Origin of the sequence: Aquincola tertiaricarbonis (assembly GCF_000969605.1) — a bacterium.
GTDB classification, from domain to species: Bacteria; Pseudomonadota; Gammaproteobacteria; order Burkholderiales; family Burkholderiaceae_C; genus Aquincola; species Aquincola tertiaricarbonis.
On record NZ_JZUE01000003.1, the window covers coordinates 243,039 to 266,666 of the forward strand.

Sequence of the window (23,628 nt, forward strand, 5' to 3'; positions counted from 1 at the left end):
TCCTTGGTATGCGGTTGAAGGATCAGTAGCTGTGCACCTGCGGATCGGCCAGCGAGGCTTCGTCCACCTTGCCCCACAGCACCCGGTACACCCAGGTGGTGTAGGCCACGATCAGCGGAATGAAGATGGCCGTGGCCACCAGCATGATGAACAGCGTGAGGTGGCTGGACGACGCGTCCCACACCGTCAGGCTGGCCCGGGGGTCGGCCGACGAGGGCAGCAGGAAGGGGAACATCGACACGCCCACGGTGAGGATGATGCCCAGCACGCTGGCCGAGCTGCCGGCCAGCGCTGTCAGCTCGCGCCGTGCGCGCAGGCCCAGCCAGGCCAGCGCGGCACCCAGCACGCCGAGGGCCGGTGCGGCCCACAGCAGCGGATGCGCGCGGTAGTTGTCCAGCCAGGCGCCGGGCGCCATCACCGCCACCTTGCGCAGCGGGTTCGAGGGGCCCAGACGGTCCAGCTCGCTGGTCACGCGGTAGGCGTCCACGCTGCCGAAGGCCAGCCACAGGCCGCCGGCGACGAACAGCACGATGGTGGCCAGCGCCGCCAACCCGCCATAGCGCCGCGCCCGCTCGGCCACCGGGCCGGCCGTCTTCAGCAGCAGCCAGCCGGCGCCGTGCATCACCAGCATGGCCACCGACAGCAGGCCGCACAGCAGCGCAAACGGATTCAGCAGGTCGAGGAAGCCACCTTCGTAGGTGATGCGCAGTTCATCGCTCAGGCGGAAGGGCACGCCCTGCAGCACGTTGCCCACGGCCACACCGAAGATCAGCGAAGGCACGAAGCCACCCAGGAACAGCGTCCAGTCCCAGCGGCTGCGCCAGGCGGGCTCGTCACGCTTGCTGCGGAACTTGAAGCCCACCGGCCGCACGATCAGCGCCAGGAGCACCGCGAACATCGCCAGGTAGAAGCCCGAGAACGACACGGCATAGAGCGGCGGCCAGGCTGCGAAGATGGCGCCGCCGCCCAGGATCAGCCACACCTGGTTGCCCTCCCAGGTCGGGCCCACGCTGTTGATGACGACGCGGCGCTCCACGTCGCTGCGGCCGGCAAAGGGCAGCAGCATGCCCACGCCCAGGTCCAGGCCGCCCATCACGCCGAAGCCGATCAGCAGCACGCCGAGCAGGCCCCACCAGATCAGTCGCAGCGTGTCGTATTGGATGAATTCATGCAGGATCATGCGGAGTGCTCCACGGTTTGCGGGGGCTGCGGCGCCGCCAGCGGGCCGCGCAGCGCGGCCGGTGCGCCGATGTCGGGCTGCGGGCCCTTGCGGATGGCCTTCAGCAGCAGCTTCACCTCGATCACGAACAGCACCGTGTACAGCAGCGTGAAGCCCACGATGGTGGCCAGCACGGTGCCCACGCCCAGGTCGGACACGGCCGCGGCGGTGGGCAGCACGCCCTCGATCACCCAGGGCTGGCGGCCCACCTCCGCCACGATCCAGCCGCACTCGGCCGCGATCCAGGGCAGCGGGATGGAGAACACCGCCACCTTCAGCAGCCAGCGGTGCTTGTCCAGCGCGCGGCGGGTGGAGAGCACGAAGAACGTGGCCGTCAGCAGGATGAAGAACATGCCCAGGCCCACCATCACCCGGAACGACCAGAACAGCGGCGCCACCGCGGGCACGGTGTCCCAGGCGGCCTTCTCGATCTGCTCCGGCGTGGCCTGGCGCGGGTCGTCCACGTAGCGCTTGAGCAGCAGGGCATAGCCCAGCTCCAGCCCGTGCTCCTCGAACACGGCGCGCACCTGCGGCGGAATGGCCGAGTCGCGGCCGGCCGCGCGCACCGTCTGCAGCGCGTCATAGGCCTTGATGCCGTTGTGGATGCGCTCCTTCGCGCGTTCCACCAGGTCATGGATGCCCGGGATCTCGGTGGTGAGCGAGCGGGTGCCGATCAGGCCCATCACGAAGGGGATGTGCACCGCATAGTGCGTCTCGCGCGCTTGCTGGTCGGGAAAGCCGAAGGCGGTGAAGGCGGCCGGCGCCGGCTCGGTATGCCACATGGCTTCCACCGCGGCGAGCTTCATCTTCTGGTGCTCGGTGCTGAGGTAGCCCGATTCATCGCCCAGCACCACCACCGACAGCGCCGAGGCCAGGCCGAACGAGGCGGCGATGGTCATCGAGCGCTTGGCCAGCTGCACGTGCCGGCCCTTCAGCACGTACCAGGCCGACACGCCCAGCACGAAGATGGCCGCGGTGACGTAGCCCGCCGACACCGTGTGCACGAACTTGGCCTGCGCCACCGGGTTGGTGATGACGGCCATGAAGTCGGTGACTTCCATGCGCATGGTCTGCGGGTTGAACTGCGCGCCCACCGGGTTCTGCATCCAGCCGTTGGCGATCAGGATCCACAGCGCCGAGAAGTTCGAGCCGATGGCCACGGCCCAGGTCGCCATCAGGTGGCCCACCTTGGACAGCTTGTCCCAGCCGAAGAAGAACAGGCCGACGAAGGTGGCTTCGAGGAAGAAGGCCATCAGCCCCTCGATGGCCAGCGGCGCGCCGAACACGTCGCCCACGTAGTGGCTGTAGTAGCTCCAGTTCATCCCGAACTGGAACTCCATGACGATGCCGGTGGCCACGCCCATCACGAAGTTGATGCCGAACAGCGTGCCCCAGAACTTGGTCATCTGTCGCCAGATGGGGCGGTCGGTCATCACGTAGACCGTCTCCATGATGGCGATGACGACGGCCAGGCCGATGGTCAGCGGCACGAAGAGAAAGTGGTACAGCGCCGTCAGCGCGAACTGCAATCGCGATAGCGCAACGATGTCGAGGTCCATGGGGTGGCCTTGTCGCGTGGGAAATGTCAGTCGGGTCGCAGGGTGTCCAGCGCCGCGCGGAACGCGGGCTGGCCACGGTGCAGGTCGGCGGTGATGCGGCCTGCGTGCATCACCAGCAATCGGTCGGCATGGGCGGCTTCGCGCCGCAGGTGGGTGGCCATCAGCCAGGCGGGGCGACCCGGGGCGTCGGACAGGCGCTGCAGGATGTCGGCCGCGGTGGCGGCGTCCACGCCTTCGGTGGGTTCGTCCAGCAGCCACAGCCGCGCCGGGCGCAGCAGCAGCCGGGCCAGCGCCAGCCGGCGCTGCTGCCCGCCCGACAGGCCCAGGCCGCCTTCGCCCAGCGGCGTGTCCAGCCCGGCGGGCAGGGTGTCGACGTGGGCCAGCAGTCCGGCGGCGTGCAGCGCCTGGCGCAGCTCGGCCTCGGTGGCCCGGGGCGCGGCCAGCCGCAGGTTGTCGCGAAGGCTGTCCTGGAACAGCTCGGTGCGCTGGGTGAGCAGGGCCAGCGGGGCGGCCACCTGCAGGCGGCCGGCGGCCGGTGCCAGCTCGCCGGCGATGGCAGCCAGCAGCGTGCTCTTGCCGCTGCCGCTGGGGCCGATCACGGCCACGCGCTCGCCGGCCTGCAGCACCAGCCGGTCCAGCTGCACCGCGGGCCGCGCGGCGCCCGGGTGGCGCAGCACCAGCGCCTCGGCCTGCAGCAGGTGGCCGGGCGGCAGGGCAGGCACCGGCGGCGGCTCGGCGGCATCGGCCTGCGCCAGCCGCGGCGCCAGGCGCCGGGCGGCCATCGCGCTGCGGCCCAGTTCGAGCGCACCGCGGCGCAGCGCGGCGAAGGGCTCGATGGCGCCCAGCACCATCAGCACCGCCAGGGCCGCCAGCGGCAGGCCGATGCGGCCGGCTTCCACCGCCGCCGCCGCTGCCACCAGGGTGCCGGCCAGCAGCAGGCTGCCGGTGATGCCCAGGGCCAGGCCGGTATGCCCGTCCAGCCGGTTGAGCTGGTCGTCGGCCTCGGCCTGGCGGGCATCGGCGGCCCGCACTGCGGCCTGCTGCGCCGGCAGCCGGCCGGCCATCAGCAGCGTGGTGTGCCCGGCCACCAGGTCCACCGTGCGGGCGCGCAGCGCCTCGATGGCATGGGCACGGCGGCGTGCCGGCCGGTCGGCGCGGCGGGCGATGTACCAGGGCAGCCCCAGCCCCACGCCCAGCAGCAGCGCGGCCAGGGCGCCACCCAGCGCGGGATGCACCCAGTGGCCGACGGCCAGCCCGGTGACGGTGGCGGAGGCCAGCCCGGCCACGGCCGGCACCAGCACCCGCAGGTACAGGCTGTCCAGCGCGTCGATGTCGGCCGTCAGGCGGAACAGCAGCCGGGCCGGCCGGGCCAGCAGCTGGCGTGCGGCCTGCGGCGCGGCCCAGCCGCGGAACAGCCGCTCGCGCAGGCCGGCCAGCACCGCCAGCGTGGCGTCGTGGGTGACCAGCCGCTCGCCGTAGCGGGAGGCGGTGCGGCCCAGCGCCAGCAGCCGCACGCCGGCGCCTGGCGCGAAGATGTCGAAGGCCCAGGCCGCGGTGGCCGAGGCGCCGGCCAGCGCCGTGGCGGTGACGAACCAGCCCGATAGGCCCAGCAGCCCGATGCCCGCGGCCACCGTCAGCGCCGCCAGCCCGGCGCCGCCCAGCAGGCCGCGGCGGCGCTCGGCGAAGAACAGCGCCAGCACCTGGCGCAGCGCGGCGTGGCGGTTCATGCGGTACTCCTGTGCGCGGCGGCCGGCTGCAGCGGCAGGGCCAGGCTGCGGTCCAGCCGCGCGGCCAGCACCGGATCGTGGGTGGCGACGATCAGCGTCTTGCCCTGGGCCAGCATCAGCAGCCGCTCGGTCACGTCGGCCGCCGTGGCGGCATCCAGGTGGGCGGTGGGCTCGTCCACCAGCAGCAGGTCGGCCTGCGGATCGGCCGCCGCGCGGGCGATGGCCAGGCGCAGCGCCTCGCCGCCCGACAGGCCGGCGCCCGCCTCGCCCAGCGCATGGCCGGCATGCGCCTGGGCCACGCCGTCCAGCGCCGCCACGCGCAGCGCCTGCGCCACCTGCGCGGCGCCGATGCCCGGCCGGCCCAGCGCCACGTTGGCCTGCACCGTGCCGGCGAACACATGCGGCGTCTGGCCGATCCAGGCCATGCGCCCGCGCAACGCCGCAGCGTTGTGGGCGGCCAGCGGCTCGCCGTCGATCAGCACCTGGCCGCCGTTGGCCGGGGCCAGGCCGGCGATGAGCGACAGCAGCGTGGTCTTGCCGCTGCCGCTGGCGCCCACCAAGGCCACATGCTCGCCGGCGGCCACCTGCAGGTCGGCGTTGTGCAGCACCGGTGCCTGCGGCGCCGCCGGGTGGTGGAAGCGCACGCGACGCAGCGCCACGGCCGGCGGGCGGCGTGCAGGGAGGGTGGTCCGGCTGGCCTGCTCGACCTGCGCACCCCCCGGCAGCGGCAGGCCGCCTTCGCCCAGCCGCTGCAGCGCGGCCAGCGCCGCCTGGCCGGCCGCGCGGTCATGCCACACGGCCGACAGGTCGCGCAGCGGCTCGAAGAACGCCGGCGCCAGCAGCAGCAGGAACAGGCCTTGGCCCAGGCTGAGGCGGCCACGCCAGGCGCCGAACTCCAGCAGGCCCAGCAGGTGCAGGCCCACGTAGACGGCCACCGTGGCCACGCCCAGCGCCGCGAACAGCTCCAGCACCGCCGACGACAGGAAGGCGATGCGCAGCACCTTCATCGTGCGGCGGCGCAGGTCGTCGGCCGACTGGCGCAGCCGGCGGGCGGTGAGGTCGACCGCGCCCAGGGAGCGGATGGTGGCCAGCCCGCGCAGGCGGTCCAGCAGGAAGGCGTTCATGCCGCCCATCTCCACCAGCTGCGCCTGGCTGGCGGCCTGCGCACGCCAGCCGATCAAGGCCATGAACAGCGGGATCAACGGCGCGGCCAGCAGCAGCGCCAGCGCCGCCACCCACGACAGCGGCGCCACCGCCAGCAGGATGGCCGCGGGCATCACCATCACCCGCAGCCGCGTCGGCTCGAAGCGGCTGAGGTAAGGCACCAGGCTTTCCGCCTGCTCGGCCATGACGCTGGCGGCCAGGCCGGAAGCCGCGCGGTCGGCATCCAGCGGCGAGCGCGCGGCCAGCGCCGCCACTGCCGCTGCACGCAGCGCCGACAGCTGCGCACGCGCGCCGCGGAAGCACCAGCGTGCGCCGAGCGTGTCCATCAGCGCACGCAGCACGCCCAGCGCCGCCAGGCCGGCGGCCGGCCACAGCACGGCCTGCATGCCGCCGCCATCGGCCAGCCGCTGCAGCGCCCAGGCGATCAGCCCGGCCTGCGGCAGCCACAGCAGGGCCGCGGCGGCCTGCAGCGCAGCGCCACGGCGCGCGAGCGGTGGGCGGGTCTCCATGAGCGTTCAGCCGGGCTTGCCGCCGCCCTTGCCGCCGGCCACCAGCGTCACCTTGCCGGTGAACTCCAGCAGGCGCTGCACCTTGGAGCCCATCTTCATCAGCTGCGACAGCGTCTGGCGGTCCATGCGCTGCACGTCGTCGAACCAGGTGGTCATCAGCTCGATCAGCTCGTGCATGCCGCGCATGCGCTCCTGGGCGATGCGGTCGGCGTCGCTGTGGGGCGTTTCCAGCAGCGCGGCGCGCAGCATCGACAGCGTGGGCTCGATCTCGCGGCGGCGGCGTTCTTCCGCCAGGGTGCGGAAGATCTCCCATGCATCGGTGGGCGCCTCGAAGTATTCGCGGCGGTCGCCGGGCAGGTGGCGCAACGTGACCAGCCGCCAAGACTGCAGCTCCTTCAGGCCCATGCTCACGTTGGAGCGGCTGAAGGACAGCTGCTCCGCGATGTCGTCGGCATTCAGCGGCTGCTCCGACACGAAGATCAGCGCATAGATCTGGCCGACGGTGCGGTTGATGCCCCAGCGGCTGCCCATCTCGCCGAAATGGGACACGAAGCTCTTGACCAGGGGGGAAAGGGTTTGCATGGGCGCCTCCATAGGTCGGAACTCTAGCCTGAACTTTCAGAAATTACTGAAAAATCAGGATGTCCTGTAACTTGGTGTGGGCATCATATTTGCGGGTTTGGCGTCGCAATAGCAGTCCGTTGGCCTGCGGCTACAGTGCGGCCATGCCTGAACGCCAAGACCTCGCCGGCCGCCACATCCTGCTGGGGCTGTCCGGCGGCATCGCCTGCTACAAGTCGGCCGAGCTGGTGCGCGAGCTGTCGCGCGCCGGCGCCACCGTGCAGGTGGTGATGACCGAAGCCGCCGAGCACTTCATCACCGCGGTGACGATGCAGGCGCTGTCCAACCGCCCGGTCGCCACCAGCCAGTGGGACGCGCGCGAGCCCAACAACATGGCGCACATCAACCTCACGCGCGAGGCGGATGCGGTGCTCATCGCGCCGGCCAGCGCCGACTTCATCGCCAAGCTGGTGCAGGGGCGCGCCGACGACCTGCTGAGCCTGGCCTGCCTGGCGCGCCCGATCGAGCGCTGCCCGTTGCTGGTGGCCCCCGCCATGAACCGCGAGATGTGGGCCCACCCCGCCACCCAGCGCAACGTGCGGCAGCTGGTGGCCGACGGCGCCACGCTGCTGGGCCCCGGCGCGGGCGACCAGGCCTGCGGCGAGATCGGCGACGGCCGCATGCTGGAGGCGGTGGAGCTGTGCGAGGCGCTGGTGGCCTTCTTCCAGCCCAAGCTGCTGGCCGGCCGCCGGGTGCTCATCACCGCCGGCCCCACCTTCGAGCCGATCGACCCGGTGCGCGGCATCACCAACCATTCCAGCGGCAAGATGGGCTTCGCCATCGCCCGCGCCGCGCAGGAAGCGGGTGCGGAGGTCACGCTGGTGGCCGGCCCGGTGCACCTGCCCACGCCGCGCGGCGTGGCCCGACTGGATGTGCAGACCGCGCGCCAGATGCACGATGCGGTGCTGCCCGCGGCCGCACAGCACGACGTCTTCATCGCCACCGCCGCGGTGGCCGACTGGCGGCCCGACACCACCGCCGACCAGAAGATCAAGAAGCAGGGCGACCGCCGCGTGCCCACGCTGGCGCTCACCGAGAACCCCGACATCCTGGCCGCCGTGGCGGCGCTGCCGAAGCCGCCCTACTGCGTCGGTTTCGCGGCCGAAAGCGAGCAGCTGCTGCAGCACGCCAGCGAGAAACGGGTGCGCAAGAACATCCCGCTGATCGTCGGCAACCTCGGGCCGGCCACCTTCGGCCGCGACGACAATGCGCTGCTGCTGGTGGACGCCCAGGGCCACCACGAGATTCCCAACGCCGACAAGCTCACGCTGGCCCGCGCCCTGGTGCGCAACATCGCCGGCCGGCTCGGCACCCCGACCCCGCGACCATGACCGTCATCGATGTGAAAGTGCTCGACGCCCGCATGGCCGAGCAGATGCCCGCCTACGCCACGCCGGGCAGCGCCGGCCTCGACCTGCGTGCCTGCCTGGACGAACCGCTGGCACTGCAGCCCGGCCAGTCGGCCCTGATTCCCACCGGCCTGTCGATCCACATCGGCGACCCCGGTCTGGCGGCAATGCTGCTGCCGCGCTCGGGCCTGGGCCACAAGCACGGCATCGTGCTGGGCAACCTGGTGGGGCTGATCGACAGCGACTACCAGGGCCCGCTGATGGTGAGCTGCTGGAACCGTGGCACGCAGGCCTACACCGTGCAGCCGCTGGAGCGCATCGCGCAGATGGTGATCGTGCCGGTGGTGCAGGCGGCGTTCCGGCGGGTGGAATCGTTCGACGCCAGCGAACGCGGCAGCGGCGGCTTCGGCTCTACCGGCAGCGCCTGAGGCGGCGCGGCGCCGTCAGTGCACGCCGGGCGCCGGCGGCACGGTGTTCAGCACGCTGAAGGCGGCCGAATCATTGACGCTGCCGGCCTCGATCTCTTCCTCGGTGGCTTCGCGCACGCCGCGCACCGTCAGGTGCAGCCGCAGCGCGATGCCGGCCAGCGGATGGTTGGCGTCCAGCACCACCTGCGACGGATAGACCTCGGTCACGGTGTAGATCGCGTCTTCCGGCATCTCGGGCGTGGTGGCGCCTTCGGGCAGGCCTTCGAACTGCATGCCCGGCTCCACCTGCTCGGGGAACAGCGCGCGGTCCTCGAAGCACACCAGGTCGGCGTCGTAGTCGCCGAACGCATGTTCCGGTTCCAGGTGCAGGTGCACCTCGTAGCCTTCGGTCTGGCCGGCGAGGGCTTCTTCCACCTTGGGCAGCAGGTCGTCGCCACCGAAGAAGAACTCCACCGGCTCGGTCAGTTCGTCGATGGCCTGGCCTTGGGTGTCGGCGAGTCTCCAGGTCAGGGAGACGACGCAAGGGGCATTGATCAGCATCGCAGGATGATGTCACAAGCCGGCTGAGGCGCTGCCGGGCCACGGCGACAATCCGCCGATGCAAATCGACCAATGCCTGCCGCTGCTCGGCGGGCTGTCTCCCGCGCAGTTCATGCGCCGCCACTGGCAGAAGAAGCCGCTGCTGATCCGCCAGGCGTTCCCCGGCATCGTGCCGCCTGTCACCCGCGCGCAGGCCTTCGAACTGGCGGCGCAGGAGGGTGTGGAATCACGCCTGATCGTCCATGCCGCCGCGCCGGCCACGGCCCGCAAGCCTGCCTGGAAGCTGCGCCAGGGGCCCATTGCCCGCACCGCCTTGCCGCCGCTGCGCCAGCCCGGCTGGACGCTGCTGGTGCAGGGCCTGGACCTGCATGTGCCGGCGGCGCGTGCACTGCTGCAGCAGTTCCGCTTCGTGCCGCAGGCGCGGCTGGACGACCTGATGATCTCCTACGCCACCGAAGGCGGCGGCGTGGGCCCGCACCTCGATTCGTACGACGTGTTCCTGCTGCAGGTGCAGGGCCGCCGGCGCTGGCGCATCGGCCCGGTGGCCGACCGCACGCTGGTGGACGGCGTGCCGCTGAAGATCCTGGCCAACTTCCAGCCGCAGCAGGAATGGCTGCTGGAGCCGGGCGACATGCTGTACCTGCCGCCGATGTGGGGCCATGACGGCGTGGCCGAAGGCGGCGAGTGCATGACCTGCTCCATCGGCTTTCGCGCGCCCAGCCGTGGCGAACTGGCGCGCGACCTGCTGCAGCGCCTGGCCGACATCGCCGCCGATGCGATGGACGACGACACGCCCGGCGCCGCCGGTCCGCTGTACCGCGACCCCTCGCAGCCGGCCACCGCAGAGCCCGGCCGCGTGCCCGCGGCGCTTGGCACCTTTGCGGTGGAGGCGGTGCAGCGCCTGCTGGCCGACGACGAGGCCGTGGCCTGCGCGGTGGGCGAGGTGCTCAGCGAGCCCAAGGCATCGGTGTGGTTCGAGCCAGGCGCGGCGCTTGCTGGCGCTGGTGCCGTGCAGCTCGATGCCCGCACCAGGATGATGTACGACGACCGCCATGTGTTCATCAACGGCGAATCCTTCCGCGCCGGTGGCCGCGATGCGAAGCTGATGCGCCGCCTGGCCGACGAAGGCGCGCTGGACGCCGCCGATGTCGGCCGCTTGAGCGCGGATGCCCTCGGCTTGCTGTCGGAATGGGCACGTGCCGGTTGGGTGCGCGGCCGGGCCTAGTCCATGGACACCGCCTCTGCTGCGCCCACCGACGCGCCGCGCCGCTTCAGCGGGCCGGTGGCGCTGCGCGACGCACTGCTGGGCGCGCTGCTGCAGGCGACCGAGGCCGGCGTGCCGCGCATCGAGTGCATCGATGCCGACTTCGCTGCCTGGCCACTGGACGATGCGCGGCTGCTGAGGTCGCTCACTGCCTGGGCGCGCGGCCCGCAGCGGCGCTTGTTCATGCTGGCGCGCGAGTTTGACGACGTTGCCCGACGTCATCCCCGTTTCGCCGTCTGGAGGCGACAGTTCGCGCATGCGGTGGAGTGCCGGGCCGCCTCGGAGTTGGACCGGTCCGAATTTCCGACGCTGCTGCTGGCGGGCGATGTCGGCCTGCAGGCGGGTGCAGGCCCACGCTTTGCCGGACGATGGCTGGACGAGGACGCTGATCGCCGCACATGGCGGGGTGTCGTTGAGGCGATTACGCAACGATCGGAAGCTGCGTTTCCTGCGCACCCGCTGGGTCTTTAGGGAACTCCCTTACTAACCGTATACTCGCGGGCTAGACAAAGGGACAGCTCGAGCGTTCCTTGTCTTGTGCGGCGGGCAGTTCATGTCCGCCCCATGACCAGTAATTGTTCGATATACCGATTCGAGGACACAAATGAACAAATCGCTCCTGTTGGCTGCCCTGTTTGCTGGCGTTGCCCTGACCGCTTGCGGCAAGAAGGAAGAGGCGCCCGCGCCGGCTCCCGCTCCCGTGGAAGCCCCGGCTCCCGCCCCCGCGCCGGCTCCCGCCGCTGACCCGGCTGCTTCGGCTGCTGCCGATGCCGCTTCGGCCGCCATGGGCGCTGCTTCGGCCGCCAGCAACTGATCGTTCTCGATCCGTTGCGCAAAAAGCCGCCCTCGGGCGGCTTTTTCTTTGCCCGCAGTTTCTTCAGCGCGCGCCGGTATTGAATGGCGCGCCGGAGATCTTCGATCCTGCCTTGATGCCGCGCTTGGCAAACCAGCCCTGGTTCATTTCCAGCGCATAACGCACCGGCTGGGTGGAGCAATGGCTGTCCAGTTGCTGGGGCTGCATGTCCTCGATATTCACCACGGTGCCGTCGTCGGCCAGGAATGCGATGGACAGAGGCAGCAGCGTGTTCTTCATCCAGAAGCAGCGCGGCGCCTTCTGCTCGAAGATGAACAGCATGCCGTCGTTGGTCGGCATCTCCTTGCGGTGCATCAGGCCGATCTGGCGCTGTTCCTCGGTCATGGCCACCTCGGCCTTGATGTTGTGCATGCCCGCGTTCAGCGGGATGGTGCGCAGGCGCTGCGCGCTGTCCTGCGCGCCGGCCCAGCCGCTGGCGGCCAGCAGCAGCAGCGCCGCTGCCCTTCGTGTCAGGTTCATCGGTGAAAGTCCATGGCGGTGCAATCGGATGCGCCGATGGTAGCGATGGCGCTGCCCGCCCCGCGAACCCTGGTTGACAGCCCTGCTGAACTAGAATCGTTCGCGATCCTCTCCCCTGTTTTCAACCCCGGAGCCCCTTTCCATGTACCAGCACATCCAAGTGCCCACGGGTGGCCAGAAGATTTCCGTGAACGCGGACTTCTCGCTCAACGTGCCCGACGAACCGATCATTCCCTACATCGAGGGCGACGGTACGGGCCTCGACATCACGCCCGTGATGCTCAAGGTGGTGGACGCTGCGGTGGCCAAGGCCTACGGCGGCAAGAAGAAGATCCACTGGATGGAGGTGTACGCCGGCGAGAAGTCGACCAAGGTGTACGGCCCCGACGTGTGGCTGCCCGAGGAAACGCTGCATGCCGTGCGCGACTACGTCGTCTCGATCAAGGGCCCGCTGACCACGCCCGTGGGCGGCGGCATCCGCAGCCTGAACGTGGCGCTGCGCCAGGAGCTCGACCTGTACGTGTGCCTGCGGCCGATCCAGTACTTCAAGGGCGTGCCCAGCCCGGTGAAGGAACCGGAGAAGACCAACATGGTCATCTTCCGCGAGAACTCGGAAGACATCTACGCCGGCATCGAGTTCGAAGCCGAGAGCGACAAGGCGAAGAAGCTGATCAAGTTCCTGCAGGAGGAGTTCGGCGTCAAGAAGATCCGCTTCCCGAACACCTCGGGCATCGGCATCAAGCCCGTCTCCCGCGAAGGCACCGAGCGTCTGGTGCGCAAGGCCATCCAGTACGCGATCGACAACGACAAGCCCAGCGTGACCATCGTGCACAAGGGCAACATCATGAAGTTCACCGAAGGTGGCTTCCGTGACTGGGCCTATGCGCTGGCGCAGAAGGAATTCGGCGCCGAGCTGATCGACGGCGGCCCGTGGTGCAAGTTCAAGAATCCGAAGACGGGCAAGGACATCGTCGTCAAGGATTCGATCGCCGACGCCTTCCTGCAGCAGATCCTGCTGCGCCCGGCCGAGTACTCGGTGATCGCCACGCTGAACCTGAACGGCGACTACGTGTCCGACGCGCTGGCCGCGCAAGTCGGCGGCATCGGCATCGCCCCGGGTGCGAACCTGAGCGACTCGGTGGCCATGTTCGAAGCCACCCACGGCACCGCCCCCAAGTACGCCGGCAAGGACTACGTCAACCCCGGCTCCGAGATCCTCTCGGCCGAGATGATGCTGCGCCACATGGGCTGGACCGAAGCGGCCGACCTCATCATCAGCTCGATGGAGAAGTCCATCGCGTCGAAGAAGGTCACCTACGACTTCGCCCGCCTGATGGAAGGCGCGACGCAGGTGTCGTGCTCGGGCTTTGGCCAGGTGATGATCGACCACATGTGACGCGTCCTGCGGCCGCCAGCGGCCGCAGCAGCTCTGACAAGCCCCCGGTGCCCTGAAAAGGGCCCGGGGGTTTCTCCATTTCAGGCTGTCAAATTCATCACATTGCCGTGGGCCTGGGACTACGATGTCGTGCGCGTATCGGCGCCGCAGTCTCCCGGGCGCCACGGCCGGCGCGTGGCAGTGCAGACCAGGCCTTCACCGGGCATTCCCATGGAACATGGTCAGGTTGCGGGGCGTCGGCCGTTGCGGGCGGCGCTCCACTCGCTGGAGATGCAGATCCTGCGGCTGGGCGCCACCGGGGCCGCCCGGGCAGTGCGGGACAGCATGGTGTGGCTCACGCCCTACCTGATGATCCTGTCCACGCTGCTGCTGCTGGTGCAGGTGTCGTCGGTGCTGGGCCTGCCAGCCGCCGTCACGCGGTACTTCGAGGCGGCGGCCTCGGCCTTGCGCATCGCGCTGCCGCTGGTGGTGTGGGGTGCCACCGGCGCCATGCGGGCGCTGCAGTGGCAGCTCTCGCGCACCGCGGTGGCCTTCGTCTGCGTGGCCTGCGGCGTGATGTGCGAGCTGCTGCTGGACGCGGCGGGCGTGGCCGCCAAGGCCTTCTCCATCCCGCTGGCGCTGCTGCTGCCGCTGCAGCTGGTGCCGCTGCTGAAGTGGCTGAGCACCTGGCGCTGGACCCGCCTGTCCGACCCCGACACCGCCGCCGGCGAGAACGTCGGCGAGTCGATCAATCTCATCGTGCCCAGCCTGCTGGGCGTGGCCGCCACGGTCGGCGGCGTGGCGATGCTGCTGGCCCTGCTGGGGGCGGTGCGGCTGGACCTGCCCGCCGCCCCGGACTGGTTGCAGGCCCGGGCCGCGGCACTGGACATGCCGCTGCTGTCCGGCTTGGTGTATGCGGTGGGCAACTCGCTGCTGTGGCTGCTGGGCGTGCACGGTTATTACACGCTGCTGCCGCTGCTGGAGCAGATCCCGGCGGCCACTGCCGGTGTCGACAGCGTGGTCAACCAGAGCTTCATGGGCCTGTTCGTGTTCATGGGCGGCAGCGGCGCGACGCTGTCGCTGGTGATCGCGCTGGTGTTCTTCACCCGCGTGCGACGCCACCGCATCCTGGCGCTGGCCAGCGTGGCGCCGGCACTGATCAACGTGAACGAGCTGCTGCTGTTCGGCCTGCCGCTGATCTTCAACCGCTGGCTGGCCCCGCCCTTCGTGCTGGTGCCGGTGGCCAACCTGCTGCTGGCCTATGCCGCCACGCGCCTGGGGCTGGTACCGGTGCTCACAGCCGACCTGCCGTTCAACAGCCCGCTGTTCGTCAACGCGATGCTGGCCAGCGGCGGCCAGGCGGCGGCCTTGCTGATGCAGGTGGGCGGCTTGTTGCTGGGCGCCGCGGTGTACGCGCCCTTCCTGCGCCGCTGGGAGCGTGCCATGCAGCCGACCGACACCGACGATGCGCAGGCGCTGGGCACGCTGTTCAGCGAGCGGCTGGAGGACACCGCGCTGCGGCTGGCCGACCCCATCGGACGCTACAGCGACATGCACATCGACCGGCTGGTGCTGATGCGCCGGTTGGCACTGTTCGAAGGCCAGCAGTTCGCGGTGCATTTCCAGCCGCAGGTGGAGCCGGTGAGCGGCGTGCTGGTGGGCTGCGAGGCGCTGATGCGCATGCAGGACGCCCACGGCGGCACGGTGCTGCCTGGCGAGTTCCTCGGTGCGCTGGAGAAGGCCAGCCGCATGGTGGAGGTGGACGTGTGGGTGCTCAGCCGGGTGGCCGAGCAGGTGGTGCAGTGGCGGGCGCAGATGCCGGTGGGCTTTCGCGTGGCGGTGAACATCAGCCCCTGCACCCTGAGCGAGCCACGGGCGCTGGAGCGCATCGTGGCCATCGCGTCGCGGCTGCGGCAGCGGCTGGTGCTGGAGATCACCGAGCACACCTTCCTGGGCGACGAGGCCGGCGTGGCCGCGGCCTTCCAGCGCATCCGCGCCACCGGCGCCAGCATCCACATCGATGACTTCGGCACCGGTTATTCGTCGCTGAGCTACCTGCATCGCTTCCCGGTGGACGGCGTGAAGATCGACAAGAGCTTCACCGACACGCTGGGCTCCGAGTTGGGCTGCCAGGTGTTCCGTGGCGTGTGCTCGCTGGCCGAGACGCTGCGGCTGGAGGTGGTGGTGGAAGGCGTGGAGCAGGCCTGGCAGCTGCGCCAGCTGCCGCTGCAGGAGCGCCTGACGGTCCAGGGCTGGCTGTATTCCAAGGCCCTGCCACCGCCTGAATTCTCGGCCCTGCTGTCCGAGGGCCGCCGCTTCCTGGTGCGGCCCCAGGATGTCGCGGTTCATCACTTGAATCCCGCACAAACCGTTCAAGTCGAGCTTTGAAGTGGCGAAAACACCCCAGCAAGAGGGATTTAAAGCTCTGAAGGAGTGCTTGGATGTCGGATCTGTCGAATCTGTGGCGGCGCATGCCGGTGGTCATGCGGCTGCTGGTCGGTTTCAGCATCACGCTGACGCCGCTGATCATCGGACTGGCGGTGTTCGCATCGCGCGCCGCCGACCTGCAGGCACAGGCCTTGTCGGGCGCGGCGACCGGTGCGGCGCTGGCCATGGCGGTGTCAGGGCTCCAGGGCACGGTGTTCTGGGGTGTCGCGCTGACGGCGATGGCCGGCCTGCTGCTGATCGTGAGCATCACGATCTCCATCGTCGGTCCGATCGACGAGTTGCGCATCAACACCCAGGCCATGGCCGACGGCGACCTGAGCAAGCCGCTGGACATCCGATGGGACGACGAGGTGGGCCGCATGACGCGCTCGCTGGAGGCGATGCGGCAGTCGGTGGTGCGCGTGGTGACGGAGATCCTCGCCAGCGCCAACAAGGTCTCGCGCACCTCGTCCGAGCTGGCCAGCGGCAACCTCGACCTGAGCCAGCGCACCGAGCTGTCGGCCGCGCACCTGCAGCAGACGGCCAGCGCCATGGAAGAGATCCATGCCATGGCGCAGCAGTCGGCCAGCTCCGCCCGCACCGTGTCGGGCCTGGCCTCGGACGCGGCCCGCGTGGCCACTGACGGCGGCAACGCGATCGCCCGGGGCGTGGCCACCATCGGTGCGCTCACGGCCAGCTCCCGCAAGATGGCCGAGATCACCAGCACCATCGAGGCCATCGCGTTCCAGACCAACATCCTGGCGCTGAACGCGGCGGTGGAGTCGGCCCGCGCCGGCGAGCACGGCCGCGGCTTCAACGTGGTGGCTTCCGAGGTGCGCGCCCTGGCGCAGCGCTCGGCGGCTTCCGCCAAGGAAATCAGCGCGCTGATCAACCGCGCCATCGCGGATGCCGGTGCCACCGCCGAGTCGGTCGAGCGGGCCGGCAAGGAGATGGAGCGCGTGGTGCAGAGCGTGGCCAGCGTCACCCGCCATGTGGACGAGATCAGCCATGCGGTGAACGACCAGTCCGCGGGCATCAGCTCGGTGAGCCAGTCGGTCAGCGAGCTGGACACCGCCACCCAACGCAATGCCGCCCTGGTGGAACAAGCCAGCGCCTCGGCCTCCGAGCTGAGCCATGAATCCGAAAGCCTGGTCCGTGCCGTGTCCGTCTTCCGGCTCCCTGCCGCGGTGTGAACACCGCGACCTTCCGTCCATCCGTCATCCTGGAGAAACCTGATGCCACAACTCCGTCTGATGCCCGTGTCCCTGTGTGTAATCCTGTGCGGCCTTGGTGCTGCGGCGCAGGCGCAGGAATCGCCCTGGTCCCTGCGGGTCGGCCCGGCCGTGGTGGGCTTTTCGCCCGACCTGAAGGTAAGCGTGGCCGGCGCGCCGGTGCCGGGTGCGAAGGCCAAGGTGGCCAACAACACCACGCTGGGCGTGGAGATCGGCTACGCGCTGACCGACCGCTGGACCGCACGGCTGGCGCTGGGCGTGCCGCCCACGGCCACGGTCAAGGGCGCGGGCTCGCTCACGGCGCTGGCGCCGCCGCTGACCGGCACGCTGGGCAAGGTGAAATACGGCCCGGCGGTGCTGAGCGCCACCTACCGGCTGCTGGACAGCGGCCCCGTGCGGCCCTACGTCGGTGCCGGCGTCAACTACACCGTGGTGCTGGAATCGCCCGACGGCGACCTGAACCAGCTCGAGGCCAAGAGCGCCTGGGGCTCGGTGCTGCAGGCCGGCTTCGACGTGCCGGTGGGCGAGCGTTGGTCCTTCTTCGTCGACGTGCGCAAGGTCTGGGTGAAGACCACCGCCACCGGCGTGGTGGGCGCCCTGGGCGGCGCACCGGCCCGCGCCAGCCTGAAGCTGGATCCGCTGCTGGTGCACCTGGGCGTGGGCTACAAGTTCTGAGCCTGCGCGGCCGCCCGGCGGGCGGCCCGGCGCGGTGCCACCCAGCGCGCCAGCACTGCCTGCAGATGGGCCATGCGGATGGGCTTGCTGACGTAGTCGTTCATGCCCGCGGCCAGCGCGCGGGCCTCGTCGCCCGAATGCGCGCCGGCGGTCATGGCGATCACCGGCAGGTCGGCCAGCGAGGGCTGGCTGCGCAGGCGGCGGGTGGCCTCGTAGCCATCCATCTGCGGCATCAGGCAGTCCATCAACACGCCGTCGAAGCTCTCCTGCCTGAGGATGGCCAGCGCGCTGCAACCGTTGTCGGCGAAGGTGAGGTCCAGGGCCAGCGGCCTCAGCAGCTCCTGCGCCAGCTCGCGGTTGATCTCGTTGTCTTCCACCACCAGCACCTTGGCGCCGCGCAGGTTGTCCGCTGGCGGCAGGCTGGGCGCAGGCGCCATCGCGGGTATGGGCGACTGCGGCGGGCCGACCGTCGCGCGGTGCCAGGCCTGGGCACAGGCCTGGCGGAAGCTGTTGGGCGTGTAGGGCTTGCCCAGCAGCGCGTCGGCCTGCAGCTGCAGCGCTTCCAGCTGCTCGATCAGTTCCGAGCGCACGATGGCCGCACACACCATCACCACGCGCGGTTCGCTGGCCGTGCCGCCCTGCAGGGCCTGCAGCAGCGCGCAGCCATCGCCGGCAGGCATCTTCCAGTCGATGAACACGATGTCATAGGGCCGCCCTTCCGCCTGGCCGGCGGCGAGCAGCCGCAGCGCGGCGTCCGGGCCGTCAGCCATGTCGGGCTGCAGGCCAAGGCTGGCTGCATCGCGCGCCATCAGCTCGCGGGCGCTGGTGTTGTCGTCCACCACCAGGGCGCGAGCGCTGCGTGCGGCTGAGGGCGCAGGCGCGGGTAGCGCAGGCTGCACCGGCAGCGTCAGCTCGAAATGGAAGCGGCTGCCCAGCCCGGGCTGGCTTTCCACGCCGATGTGGCCGCCCATCAAGGTGACCAGCCGCAGGCAGATCGACAGGCCCAGCCCGCTGCCGCCGTGCAGGCGGCTCACCGATGCGTCGGTCTGCATGAAGGGCTTGAACAGCCGCTGCTGCTGTTGCGGGTCGATGCCGGGGCCGGTGTCGCGCACGCTGACGAGCAGCCGCAGGCTGCCGCCGTCCGCCGCCTCGCCACGCAGGCGCACCACCACCTCGCCGGACGCGGTGAACTTGATGGCGTTGTTGCACAGGTTCAGCAGCACCTGGCTGATGCGCAGCGGGTCGCCCACCAGGCGCAGCGGCAGCTCGGCCGGCACATCGAACAGCAGCTCCAGGCCCTTCTGCTCGGCGCGCAGGCCCAGCGTGCTGGCCACGTCGTCCAGCACCTCGCCCAGGTCGAAGGCCACCGACTCGATCTCCAGCTTGCCGGCCTCGATCTTCGAGAAGTCCAGCACGTCGTCGATGAGGCCCAGCAGCAGCGTGGCGCTGCGGTGGATGGTCTCGACGTAGTTGCGCTGCCTGGGCTCCAGCCCGCTTTGCAGCGCCAGTGCCGACATGCCGATCACCGCATTCATCGGCGTGCGGATCTCGTGGCTCATGGTGGCCAGGAAGTCGGACTTGGCCTGGTTGGCGGCGGCCGCCATCTCCTCGGCCTGCCGGCGCACCACGATCTCGCGGCGGAGCGCCTCGGTGCGCTCGTCGACCAGCTGCTCCAGGTGGCGGTTGATGTGCGCGTTCTCGAAGGCGGTGGCGAACTGCTGGCCGACCAGGTTCAGCGTGTCCAGCTGCATGCCGGTAAGGCAGGTGGGGGCCTGGCAGTTCTCCAGGTACACCACGCCGCAGTGCTCGCCGCGGTTGTGGATGGGCAGGGCCAGCAGGCTCTTGACGCCGCGCATGCGCAGGTCATCCAGGCGGCCATAGCTCACGTGACGCGGCACGTCCGACACATGCAGCGGCTTGCCGGTGGCGTTCAGATAGCGCAGCACCGGGTCGGGCGGTCGGTGCAGCGCACCGGCCTGCTCGGGCGGCAGCCAGGGATGGGTGCTGTCGAAGCAGGCCTGCAGCGCCCAGTCGCCATCGCGGCGCCACAGCACCAGGCCCTGCTCGGCGGCGGCGTACTTGCGCAGCAGCCCGAACAGGCTGCGCAGCACGTCGTCGGGGTCGCGGCCACGGGCCAGGGCCTGGCCGGCCATCAGGATCACGTCCAGCTCCAGCGGGCGCTCGGGCGGCGCCGGCCCGGGCTCGGCGCTGGCGTCGGCCGGCTCTGGCTGCAGGGTGGGTGCGGCGGGCAGGCGCCGACCCCAGAGGCGGTAGCTGTCGGCGGCCAGCAGGCGGTAATGCTCGGCGGCTTGCGGCAGGCCGGCGTCGGCGTGGCAGTCGGCGGCCAGCTCGCAGGCCAGCGCGTGGTGCCACGGCCGGCAGTGCCGGCGTGCGCCTTCCATCGCCGCCTCGAAGGCGGTGGCTGCGGCATGCCATCGGTTCGCGGCCCAGGCCTGCATCGCCTGCAGCAGCTTCAGCAGGTGGCCGAAGTTCTGCGGCGCGTCCTCGGCGCGCTCGGCCATCCAGTCCACCAGCGGCTGCAGTTCTTCCGCCAGCGCGACGCGCAGCGCCGGCTGGCCGGCGTCCGTGCGCCGCATCGCCTGGGCCAGGGCCACGGCATGCAGGAACCGGTGCACGCTGACGACATAGAAGCCGGTGACGGGCCGCATCGTGGCCACGCCGGCCCGGCATTGCGCCAGCACGGTGGACCAGTCGCCTGCCATCGCTGCTGCCAGCGGCCGGTAGACATGCAGGAACACCGTCGCCCAGGCGTTGCGGGCGTGCAGCGCCAGTTGCTCTTCGTCGTCCCAGCTGGCGTCGGCCAGGCTGCCGGGCGCCAGCGTGCGGCCTTCCATGCAGCGCACGAACTGCCGGTACACCTCGTAGATCTGCAGCGCAATCAGGCTGCGGGCCTTGTCCGCCTGCTCGAAGGCGATGGCGAGCTCTGCGCGCACTTCGTCCAGGTGGGTGGCGCAGTCCAGCAGCGGCGGCAGGCTCACGAGGTAACCCAGGGCGGCAAATTCCGGGTCGCCGTTTTCCAGCGCCTGGGCACAGCCGCGACGCACCCAGTCCACGCTGTGCTCTATGGGCAGGTGCCATGGCAGCGTGCCGCAGGCCCCACCCAGGTCGACGCGCGCCTGCTGCCAGGGGTCGGGCTGGCGGGCCAGCAGGCGCAGGGCGGCGTCGCACAGGCCGCGACCGGTGCGGAAGTCGCCACGCCGCGCCGTGAGCACCGGCTGGATGGACGACAGCACGAAGGGCAGTTCGCGGGTGCGGCCCGCCTGGCAGGCCATGCGCAGGCTGCGCGGCATCGACCAATGGAAGAACTCCGTCTGGCTGAGCACGGTGGTGATGGACATCTGCACCAGCAACTGCATGGCGGCCTCGGTGCGCGGGTCGCGCGCTGCCGGCAGGTCGTCCAGCCGCTGCGGCGCCTGGACTTCCTCCAGCTGGTAGAGGGCGGACAGCTCCGCCTCGACGGCCGCATCCCAGTGGTCCGGCGCCGGCACCGCAATGCCCAGCCGGTCGAGCTGCGCCAGCGCCAGCGCCAGGCCCTGCGCCGCGTCGCCGCGCAAGGTGAGCGACATGGCCTGCTGCGTCGCGGCCCGGCTCGTCTGCAGCGGCAGGTGTTCACCCTCGGCGCGCAGCCGCGCATAGACCGCATCGGCTTCCTCGTACCGGGCCAGCGTGCACAGGGCCGCATGCAGGACCGTCATCGCACGCAGCCGCCAGGGCAGGGCGGCAGCGGTCGGCGGGGCCAACGCCAAGGCCGCCTGTGCGAAGCGTCGGGCATGGGCGAACGCAGCGCTGGCGGTGGCGGCATCGGCGGCATCCAGCAGCACCTGGATCGCGCTGTGCCCATCGTCCTCGGCCGACAGGTGGGAGCCGGCGGCCAGGTACTGGTCGGCCAACGCGAACAACGCAGCGGCGCTGTGCTGCGCACGCGCAGCCATGGCGCGGGCCAGGCGAAGATGCCAGCCCTGTCGCACCGCCGCCGGCAGCGTGCGCAGCGCATCTTCCTGCACCCGCGGATGGCAGAAGCGCAACACCCGGCTGCTCGGGTCGCCCGGGCGGGGCGCCAGGCGCAGCATGTCGCACTGCAGCAGCGGCTGCAGTCGGTCGTCGACCCGATCGGGCGGCTCGTTCAGCACCTCGGGCAGCAGGTCGGCGTCGATCTCGCTGCCCATGCAGGCACATACCTCGGCCGCCTCGCGGGAGGGCGCCGGCAGCGTGGCCCAGTGGCGCCGCAGCCAGTCCACCTGGTGATCGGTGCCGGGCGCCGCCTGCAGCGCGGCGACGTCCCACTGCCAGCGACCTCCGCTGCGGCGCAGCCCGCCGTCGTCGAACAGCCGCTGCACCTGCTGGAGCACCTGGAACGGGTTGCCACCGGTGCGCTGGTGCAGCACCGCGGCCAGTCCGGCGACCTGGTCGGCCGGCGCGTCAAGCACGTCGGCCAGCATCTCGCCGACCGCGGCGGGTGGCAGGCCGTCCAGCGCCAGCGGCACCGCTTGCACGCCGCTGTCCGGCCTCGCCAGCTCGCTGGCCAGGGCATGCAGCGCATGGTCATGCGGCAGGTCCTCGGGCCGCCAGGCGCAGACCAGCAGCAGCTTGCCGTCGCTCAACGCGCGCGCGATGTGGCCCAGCAGCTCCACCGAGTCGGCGTCCGCCCATTGCAGGTCGTCCACGAACAGCAGCAGGGGGCCTTCCTGCTGGCGTGCCAGGCGCAGCACCGCCGACACGCTCTGGGCGATGCGGTTGAGCACCCCGCGCAGCCCATCGGCTGGAGCTGGCGGTGTTTCCTGCGGGGCCGGCTGGAGCAGCGGCGCGAAGGCCGGCACCATGTCCAGCAGCAGCTGTGCTTGTCGGCCCAGTGCCGCCTGCAGCTCGCCGCGCCGGCGCGCCAGGCTGGCGGGCGCCTCTGACAGCCAGTGCTCCGCCAGTTGCCCCAGCGCTTCCGCCAGGCCGGCGTAGGGCCGGCTGCCGCGGCTGGCCTCGTAGCGGCCGGACACCAGCAGCCCCTTGCGCTCCTGCAGCGGCTCCTGCAGCGCCTGCACCAGCGCCGACTTGCCCATGCCCGCCCGGCCGGTGACGAACACCACGCGCCGGGGCCCCGCCGGGGCATCCAGCAGCGGCAGCAGGCCGAGGGCCGCCAGGTCCGGCCCCGCCAGGCGTGACGGCAGGGCGGGCACGGTGCGCTGGTCGCTGCGGCCGATGCGCCGCGGCTCGTCGGCCTCGCTGCCCTGCAGCACCGCCAGGCACCAGCGCAGGTCGTCGCGCAGCGCCTGCGCCGACTGGTAGCGGGCGTCGGGCCGCTTGGCCAGCAGTCGGGCGATCAGCGCCGACAGCGCCTGCGGCACCTGCGGATTGAGCCGACCCGCTGGCTCCGGCTGGTGCGCCAGCACCGCATGCAGCTGGGTCAGCATGTCCACGCGGGCGAAGGGCGGCTGCCCGGTGACGAGCCAGTAGAGGGTGGCGCCAAAGCCGTAGTAGTCGGTGCGGTAGTCGACCGGGCAGGCCAGTCGCCCGGTCTGCTCCGGCGCGGTGAAGGGGTGCAGGCGGCTGGCCGCGGTGGCTGCCAGGTTGGCGGTGGCGATGTCGGAACGCCGCCGCGCCTGCGCTTCGGAAAAGTCGATCAGGCTGACGGCACCGCTGTCCGCATCCAGCAGCACGGTGTCGGGGTTCAGGTTGGCATGCACCACGCCGGCCGCATGCACTTCCTGCAGCACCTGCAGCAGGTCCAGCGCCAGCCGCAGCACGGCGGCGAGGTCGGGCCGCGCCGGCGGTGGCAGTGAAGCCAGCGGAACGCCCTGAGGGCAGGAAAACGCCAGCGTGCGTTCGCTGGCGTTGAAGTCGATGAGATGCGGCACGCCGTTGACCGCCGCCAGGCGTCGCAGCACTTCCGCTTCCGCCCGCAGCTGGTCGAGCGGTGCTGCTCCGCCCGTGCCCTGGCGTACCGCCTTCAGCAGGCAGGGCTCGGAGCTGCTGCGCCAATGCCCGGCGAACACCGCGATGGCGCCCCGCTCGGCCACCCGGCGCGCCCCGAGCAGGGTGCCTTCCAGTCGCACAGGCGTCATCGGTCGATCTCACTTGACGTCGGCTGCGGCGCCGACTGCCCGACGCCTCGAAGCACAAGACCGCCAATGTGGCGGAATTGGCAAGGCGTCAGACGCAAGATACGACTAATTCTGCAAAAAAGCCATATTTCT

At 70.9% G+C, this 23,628-nt stretch carries 17 protein-coding genes; 9 read left to right on the plus strand and 8 right to left on the minus strand.

Annotated elements, in window-relative coordinates; genetic code table 11:
- Nucleotides 1-22: 22 nt before the first annotated feature.
- From cydB to VO99_RS05285, 5 genes are read right to left on the minus strand one after another with little or no spacing between them, the layout of a single operon-like run.
- A complete protein-coding gene (gene cydB / locus VO99_RS05265; RefSeq protein ID WP_046111750.1) occupies nt 23-1,180 on the minus strand; it encodes a cytochrome d ubiquinol oxidase subunit II in 1,158 nt (385 codons plus the stop codon).
- Nucleotides 1,177-2,778 (minus strand): cytochrome ubiquinol oxidase subunit I, encoded by a 1,602-nt coding sequence (locus tag VO99_RS05270; RefSeq protein ID WP_046111751.1) that lies wholly within the window; start codon nt 2,776-2,778, stop codon nt 1,177-1,179. The genes cydB and VO99_RS05270 overlap by 4 nt, the downstream gene beginning before the upstream one ends.
- Nucleotides 2,779-2,804: 26 nt before the next feature.
- The gene (locus VO99_RS05275; RefSeq protein ID WP_046111752.1) at nt 2,805-4,505 is read right to left on the minus strand and encodes an amino acid ABC transporter ATP-binding/permease protein; all 1,701 of its coding nucleotides are present in this window, start codon (nt 4,503-4,505) and stop codon (nt 2,805-2,807) included.
- Entirely contained in the window at nt 4,502-6,178 is a 1,677-nt protein-coding gene (gene cydD, locus VO99_RS05280) for a thiol reductant ABC exporter subunit CydD (protein WP_046111753.1), read from the minus strand. Before cydD ends, VO99_RS05275 begins: the two co-directional genes overlap by 4 nt.
- 6 nt (nt 6,179-6,184) lie before the next feature.
- Nucleotides 6,185-6,760 carry a GbsR/MarR family transcriptional regulator gene (locus VO99_RS05285; RefSeq protein WP_046111872.1) on the minus strand — a complete coding sequence of 192 codons (576 nt, stop codon included), beginning with the start codon at nt 6,758-6,760 and terminating at the stop codon, nt 6,185-6,187.
- Nucleotides 6,761-6,903: 143 nt separating this feature from the next.
- On the opposite strand from VO99_RS05285, the gene coaBC reads away from it, so the two are divergent.
- Entirely contained in the window at nt 6,904-8,130 is a 1,227-nt protein-coding gene (coaBC, locus tag VO99_RS05290; protein ID WP_046111873.1) for a bifunctional phosphopantothenoylcysteine decarboxylase/phosphopantothenate--cysteine ligase CoaBC, read from the plus strand.
- Nucleotides 8,127-8,576, plus strand: coding sequence for a dUTP diphosphatase (gene dut / locus VO99_RS05295; RefSeq protein ID WP_046111754.1), 450 nt, complete (start codon nt 8,127-8,129; stop codon nt 8,574-8,576). The genes coaBC and dut overlap by 4 nt, the downstream gene beginning before the upstream one ends.
- A 15-nt stretch (nt 8,577-8,591) precedes the next feature.
- Here dut and VO99_RS05300 read toward each other — a convergent pair whose 3' ends face one another.
- A complete protein-coding gene (locus tag VO99_RS05300) occupies nt 8,592-9,116 on the minus strand; it encodes an FKBP-type peptidyl-prolyl cis-trans isomerase (RefSeq protein WP_046111755.1) in 525 nt (174 codons plus the stop codon).
- A gap of 58 nt (nt 9,117-9,174) precedes the next feature.
- On the opposite strand from VO99_RS05300, the gene VO99_RS05305 reads away from it, so the two are divergent.
- The 3 genes from VO99_RS05305 to VO99_RS29370 all read left to right on the plus strand — a co-directional run bounded on the left by VO99_RS05305 (nt 9,175) and on the right by VO99_RS29370 (nt 11,194).
- On the plus strand, nt 9,175-10,341 hold the full coding sequence (locus tag VO99_RS05305; RefSeq protein WP_046111756.1) for a JmjC domain-containing protein: 1,167 nt from the start codon (nt 9,175-9,177) through the stop codon (nt 10,339-10,341).
- 3 nt (nt 10,342-10,344) lie between these two features.
- Nucleotides 10,345-10,851, plus strand: a complete 507-nt coding sequence (locus VO99_RS05310) for a hypothetical protein (protein ID WP_052736097.1) — start codon at nt 10,345-10,347, stop codon at nt 10,849-10,851.
- A 133-nt stretch (nt 10,852-10,984) separates the two neighbouring features.
- The gene (locus tag VO99_RS29370; RefSeq protein ID WP_083440370.1) at nt 10,985-11,194 is read left to right on the plus strand and encodes a hypothetical protein; all 210 of its coding nucleotides are present in this window, start codon (nt 10,985-10,987) and stop codon (nt 11,192-11,194) included.
- Between the two features lie 63 nt (nt 11,195-11,257).
- Here the strand turns inward: VO99_RS29370 and VO99_RS05315 are convergent, their stop codons facing one another.
- Entirely contained in the window at nt 11,258-11,713 is a 456-nt protein-coding gene (locus tag VO99_RS05315; RefSeq protein ID WP_046111757.1) for a DUF192 domain-containing protein, read from the minus strand.
- Between the two features lie 142 nt (nt 11,714-11,855).
- Between VO99_RS05315 and icd the strand changes: the two genes are divergently transcribed.
- The 4 genes from icd (at nt 11,856) to VO99_RS05335 (ending at nt 17,422) form a co-directional block, all read left to right on the plus strand.
- Nucleotides 11,856-13,109, plus strand: a complete 1,254-nt coding sequence (gene icd, locus VO99_RS05320; RefSeq protein WP_046111758.1) for an NADP-dependent isocitrate dehydrogenase — start codon at nt 11,856-11,858, stop codon at nt 13,107-13,109.
- A 270-nt stretch (nt 13,110-13,379) separates the two neighbouring features.
- Complete coding sequence (locus VO99_RS05325) at nt 13,380-15,476, plus strand: EAL domain-containing protein (protein ID WP_198156874.1); 2,097 nt, start codon at nt 13,380-13,382, stop codon at nt 15,474-15,476.
- A gap of 53 nt (nt 15,477-15,529) precedes the next feature.
- Nucleotides 15,530-16,708: a methyl-accepting chemotaxis protein gene (locus VO99_RS05330; protein WP_052736098.1), complete on the plus strand. Its 1,179-nt coding sequence runs from the start codon at nt 15,530-15,532 to the stop codon at nt 16,706-16,708.
- A 42-nt stretch (nt 16,709-16,750) separates the two neighbouring features.
- Nucleotides 16,751-17,422, plus strand: a complete 672-nt coding sequence (locus tag VO99_RS05335) for an OmpW/AlkL family protein (RefSeq protein WP_083440372.1) — start codon at nt 16,751-16,753, stop codon at nt 17,420-17,422.
- Here VO99_RS05335 and VO99_RS05340 read toward each other — a convergent pair.
- Nucleotides 17,410-23,496 (minus strand): trifunctional serine/threonine-protein kinase/ATP-binding protein/hybrid sensor histidine kinase/response regulator, encoded by a 6,087-nt coding sequence (locus VO99_RS05340; RefSeq protein WP_046111760.1) that lies wholly within the window; start codon nt 23,494-23,496, stop codon nt 17,410-17,412. The two genes, VO99_RS05335 and VO99_RS05340, sit on opposite strands and share 13 nt — an antisense overlap.
- Nucleotides 23,497-23,628 lie beyond the last annotated feature (132 nt).

Excerpts from the sequence above, each read along its gene's own strand:
- VO99_RS05315 (WP_046111757.1), bottom strand. The coding sequence starts at position 11,713 with ATGAACCTGACACGAAGGGCAGCGGCGCTGCTGCTGCTGGCCGCCAGC.
- dut (WP_046111754.1), top strand. The coding sequence starts at position 8,127 with ATGACCGTCATCGATGTGAAAGTGCTCGACGCCCGCATGGCCGAGCAG.
- VO99_RS05270 (WP_046111751.1), bottom strand. The coding sequence starts at position 2,778 with ATGGACCTCGACATCGTTGCGCTATCGCGATTGCAGTTCGCGCTGACG.
- VO99_RS05305 (WP_046111756.1), top strand. The coding sequence starts at position 9,175 with ATGCAAATCGACCAATGCCTGCCGCTGCTCGGCGGGCTGTCTCCCGCG.
- VO99_RS05300 (WP_046111755.1), bottom strand. The coding sequence starts at position 9,116 with ATGCTGATCAATGCCCCTTGCGTCGTCTCCCTGACCTGGAGACTCGCC.
- VO99_RS05330 (WP_052736098.1), top strand. The coding sequence starts at position 15,530 with ATGTCGGATCTGTCGAATCTGTGGCGGCGCATGCCGGTGGTCATGCGG.
- VO99_RS05325 (WP_198156874.1), top strand. The coding sequence starts at position 13,380 with ATGCAGATCCTGCGGCTGGGCGCCACCGGGGCCGCCCGGGCAGTGCGG.
- VO99_RS05275 (WP_046111752.1), bottom strand. The coding sequence starts at position 4,505 with ATGAACCGCCACGCCGCGCTGCGCCAGGTGCTGGCGCTGTTCTTCGCC.
- icd (WP_046111758.1), top strand. The coding sequence starts at position 11,856 with ATGTACCAGCACATCCAAGTGCCCACGGGTGGCCAGAAGATTTCCGTG.
- coaBC (WP_046111873.1), top strand. The coding sequence starts at position 6,904 with ATGCCTGAACGCCAAGACCTCGCCGGCCGCCACATCCTGCTGGGGCTG.
- VO99_RS05310 (WP_052736097.1), top strand. The coding sequence starts at position 10,345 with ATGGACACCGCCTCTGCTGCGCCCACCGACGCGCCGCGCCGCTTCAGC.
- VO99_RS29370 (WP_083440370.1), top strand. The coding sequence starts at position 10,985 with ATGAACAAATCGCTCCTGTTGGCTGCCCTGTTTGCTGGCGTTGCCCTG.
- cydB (WP_046111750.1), bottom strand. The coding sequence starts at position 1,180 with ATGATCCTGCATGAATTCATCCAATACGACACGCTGCGACTGATCTGG.
- VO99_RS05335 (WP_083440372.1), top strand. The coding sequence starts at position 16,751 with ATGCCACAACTCCGTCTGATGCCCGTGTCCCTGTGTGTAATCCTGTGC.
- cydD (WP_046111753.1), bottom strand. The coding sequence starts at position 6,178 with ATGGAGACCCGCCCACCGCTCGCGCGCCGTGGCGCTGCGCTGCAGGCC.
- VO99_RS05285 (WP_046111872.1), bottom strand. The coding sequence starts at position 6,760 with ATGCAAACCCTTTCCCCCCTGGTCAAGAGCTTCGTGTCCCATTTCGGC.
- VO99_RS05340 (WP_046111760.1), bottom strand. The coding sequence starts at position 23,496 with ATGACGCCTGTGCGACTGGAAGGCACCCTGCTCGGGGCGCGCCGGGTG.